Origin of the sequence: Agromyces humi (genome assembly GCF_009720255.1) — a bacterium.
Classification (GTDB): Bacteria; Actinomycetota; Actinomycetes; order Actinomycetales; family Microbacteriaceae; genus Agromyces; species Agromyces humi.
Genome location: NZ_WJSP02000384.1, coordinates 1 through 3,366, shown reverse-complemented (window position 1 = coordinate 3,366; position 3,366 = coordinate 1). Strand labels below are relative to the sequence as shown.

Annotated in this window: 4 protein-coding genes; 3 read left to right on the top strand and 1 reads right to left on the bottom strand. The window is 69.4% G+C overall.

Annotated features, from left to right (window positions below; translation table 11 throughout):
- Positions 1-1,969, top strand: a 1,969-nt coding sequence (gene infB, locus GH736_RS19515) for a translation initiation factor IF-2 (protein WP_159606305.1), incomplete at its 5' end; no start/stop codon positions are given.
- A gap of 120 nt (positions 1,970-2,089) precedes the next feature.
- Complete coding sequence (gene rbfA / locus GH736_RS19510; protein WP_159606304.1) at positions 2,090-2,596, top strand: 30S ribosome-binding factor RbfA; 507 nt, start codon at positions 2,090-2,092, stop codon at positions 2,594-2,596.
- On the opposite strand, the gene GH736_RS19505 is transcribed toward rbfA, so the two are convergent.
- Positions 2,593-3,225 carry a LysR substrate-binding domain-containing protein gene (locus tag GH736_RS19505; RefSeq protein ID WP_203230867.1) on the bottom strand — a complete coding sequence of 211 codons (633 nt, stop codon included), beginning with the start codon at positions 3,223-3,225 and terminating at the stop codon, positions 2,593-2,595. The two genes, rbfA and GH736_RS19505, sit on opposite strands and share 4 nt — an antisense overlap.
- On the opposite strand from GH736_RS19505, the gene GH736_RS24685 reads away from it, so the two are divergent.
- Positions 3,148-3,366: relaxase domain-containing protein (locus GH736_RS24685; protein ID WP_203230866.1), on the top strand; the 219-nt coding region annotated here is incomplete at its 3' end. The genes GH736_RS19505 and GH736_RS24685 overlap by 78 nt on opposite strands.

Sequence of the window (3,366 nt, the reverse complement as noted above, 5' to 3'; positions counted from 1 at the left end):
GGGCGGCGGCGGTCGTGGTCGCGGACCCGGCGGCGGCACGGCCGGTGCCTTCGGCCGCGGTGGCGGCAAGAGCAAGGCCCGCAAGTCGAAGCGCACGAAGCGGCAGGAATTCGAGATGCGGGAGGCTCCGTCGCTCGGCGGCGTGAGCGTTCCCCGCGGCGACGGCAACACCGTCATCCGGCTCCGTCGCGGCGCGTCCATCTCGGACTTCGCCGACAAGATCGACGCGAACCCCGGTTCGCTCGTGACCGTGCTGTTCCACCTCGGTGAGATGGCCACGGCGACGGAGTCGCTCGACGAGGCCACCTTCCAGGTGCTCGGCGAGGAGCTCGGCTACAAGATCCAGGTCGTCTCCCCTGAAGATGAGGACCGTGAGCTCCTCGAGGGCTTCGACATCGACCTCGACCAGGAGCTCGAGGACGAGACCGACGAGGACCTCGAGATCCGCCCGCCGGTCGTCACCGTCATGGGCCACGTCGACCACGGTAAGACCCGACTCCTCGACGCCATCCGCAACGCGAACGTCGTCGCAGGCGAGGCCGGCGGCATCACGCAGCACATCGGTGCCTACCAGGTGCACACCGAGCACGAGGGCATCGAGCGGGCCATCACCTTCATCGACACCCCGGGCCACGAGGCGTTCACCGCCATGCGTGCTCGTGGTGCGCAGGTGACCGACATCGCGATCCTCGTGGTCGCGGCCGACGACGGCATCATGCCGCAGACGGTCGAGGCACTGAACCACGCGCAGTCGGCCAACGTGCCGATCGTGGTGGCGGTGAACAAGATCGACAAGCCCGACGCCAACCCGGCCAAGGTGCGCCAGCAGCTCACCGAGTTCGGCCTCGTCGCCGAGGAGTACGGCGGCGACGTCATGTTCGTCGACGTGTCGGCTCGCGAGAACATCGGCATCCAGGACCTGCTCGACGCGGTGCTCCTCACCGCCGACGCCGGTCTCGACCTGCGTGCGAACCCCAACAAGGACGCCCGAGGCGTCGCCATCGAGGCGAAGCTCGACAAGGGCCGCGGCGCGGTTGCGACCGTGCTCATCCAGTCGGGATCGCTTCGGGTCGGCGACGCGATCGTGGCGGGCACCGCCTACGGCCGCGTTCGCGCGATGGCCGACGAGAACGGCGATGCCGTGCTCGAGGCCACGCCGTCGCGTCCCGTGCAGGTGCAGGGCCTCTCGAGCGTTCCGCGCGCAGGCGACACGTTCCTCGTCACCGAGGACGACCGCACCGCGCGTCAGATCGCCGAGAAGCGCGAAGCCGCACAGCGCAACGCGCAGCTCGCGAAGGCGCGCAAGCGCATCTCGCTCGAGGACTTCACCCGTGCGCTCGAAGAGGGCAAGGTCGAGGCGCTCAACCTCATCATCAAGGGTGACGTGTCGGGTGCCGTGGAGGCGCTGGAGGAGTCGCTCATGAAGATCGAGGTGGACGACAGCGTGCAGCTGCGCATCCTCCACCGCGGTGTGGGTGCCGTCACCGAGAGCGACATCGACCTCGCGACGATCGACAACGCGATCGTCATCGGGTTCAACGTGCGCCCCGACGTGAAGGCGCGCGAGCGTGCCGCCCGTGAGGGCGTCGACGTGCGCTTCTACTCGGTCATCTACAACGCGATCGACGACATCGAGAACTCGCTGAAGGGCATGCTGAAGCCCGAGTTCGAAGAGGTGCAGTCGGGTGTCGCCGAGATCCGCGAGGTGTTCCGCTCCTCGAAGTTCGGCAACATCGCGGGTGTCATCGTGCGGTCGGGAACGATCACGCGAAACGCCAAGGCGCGCGTCATCCGCGATGGCGTCGTCGTCGGCGACAACCTCGCCATCGAGTCGTTGCGTCGCTTCAAGGACGACGTCACCGAGGTGCGCACGGACTTCGAAGCCGGTATCGGCCTCGGCAAGTTCAACGACATCCAGGTCGGCGACGAGATCGAGACCATCGAGATGCGCGAGAAGCCTCGGGCATAGTCGTGGTGCTGGGGGTCCCCGGTTCTTCCTTCGAGTGAAGAGCGGGGACCCCGACCCCGATTCACGTCGAGGCGGCCAGGCGGCGAAGCCGCCCGGCCTTGCCCCGGAAGGAGATACATAATGGCGGATCCCGCACGGGCCAGGAAGATGGCCGATCGCATCAAGGAGATCGTGGCCAAGCGGCTCGACAAGGGGCTGCGCGACCCGCGCCTCGGCTTCGTGACCATCACCGACGTCCGCGTCACCGGAGACCTGCAGCACGCGAGCATCTTCTACACCGTCTACGGCTCCGAGGAGGAGCGCCGTGACTCGGCGCTCGCGCTGAAGTCCGCCACCGGGATGCTCCGCACCGAGGTGGGTCGCAACATCACGGCGCGACTCACTCCCACGCTGGAGTTCATCGCCGACGCGATCCCCGAGAACGCCGAGCACATCGAGTCGCTCCTGCAGGAGGCGCGCAGCCGTGACGCCGAGACGAGCGTGCTCGCGGCCACGGCCGAGTACGCCGGCGACGCCGACCCCTACGTCAAGCCGCGCGACCTCGACGAGGACGCCGACGACCTGGACGAGGTCGACGACGAGGCGTCCGACCTCGCCGACGACGCCGAGGCGGGCGGACCCCGTTAGTCCCGCGAGCGCCGCCGACCGAGCAGTTCGTGCTCGACGGCGGCGATGCGGGCGCGCAGTGCCTCGATGAACACCAGCACGGTGGGCTGACGCAGCGCCTCGGGCCGGCACACCAGCCAGTACGGCAGGTGCTCGTCGATCTCGTCGGCGAACAGCCGCACCAGGTCGTCGTGCCGGTCGGCGAGGAACGCGGGCAGCAGCCCGAAGCCGGCCCCCGCCCGCGTGGCGTCGACGTGCACGTACACGTTGGTGCTCGAGACGGCGTCGACCATGTCGGGGGCGGCTCGCCGGGCCACGTCGAGGGCGTCCACCTGCAGCATCGACTCGATGAAGTACACGAGGGGAGCTCCGGCGAGCTCCGCCGTCGAGGCGGGCGTGCCGTGCCGCTCGAGGAAGTCCCGGCTCGCGTAGAGCCCCAGCGCGTAGTCCGCGAGGTGGATCGCCTCGGCGCGGTGCACGTGGGGGCGACCCACGACCACCTCGAGGTCGACGCCCACCCGCTGCTGCGCCGCGCGTCGGGTGGCCGCGACGACCTCGAGCGAGACGTCGGGATGCGCGCGGCGCACCGCGACGATCGCGTGCGCGGCGATGAACCCGCTGAACCCGTCGGTCGCGCTGAGTCGGACCACCCCCGAGAGCCGCGGCGCGCCGTGGCCGGGTTCGACTTCACCTTCTCGGTGCCGAAGTCGGCGAGCGTGCTCTGGGGCGTGGCAGATGCCGCGACGCAGGAGATCATCGTGACCGCACACCACGACGCGGTCGCGCAGGTG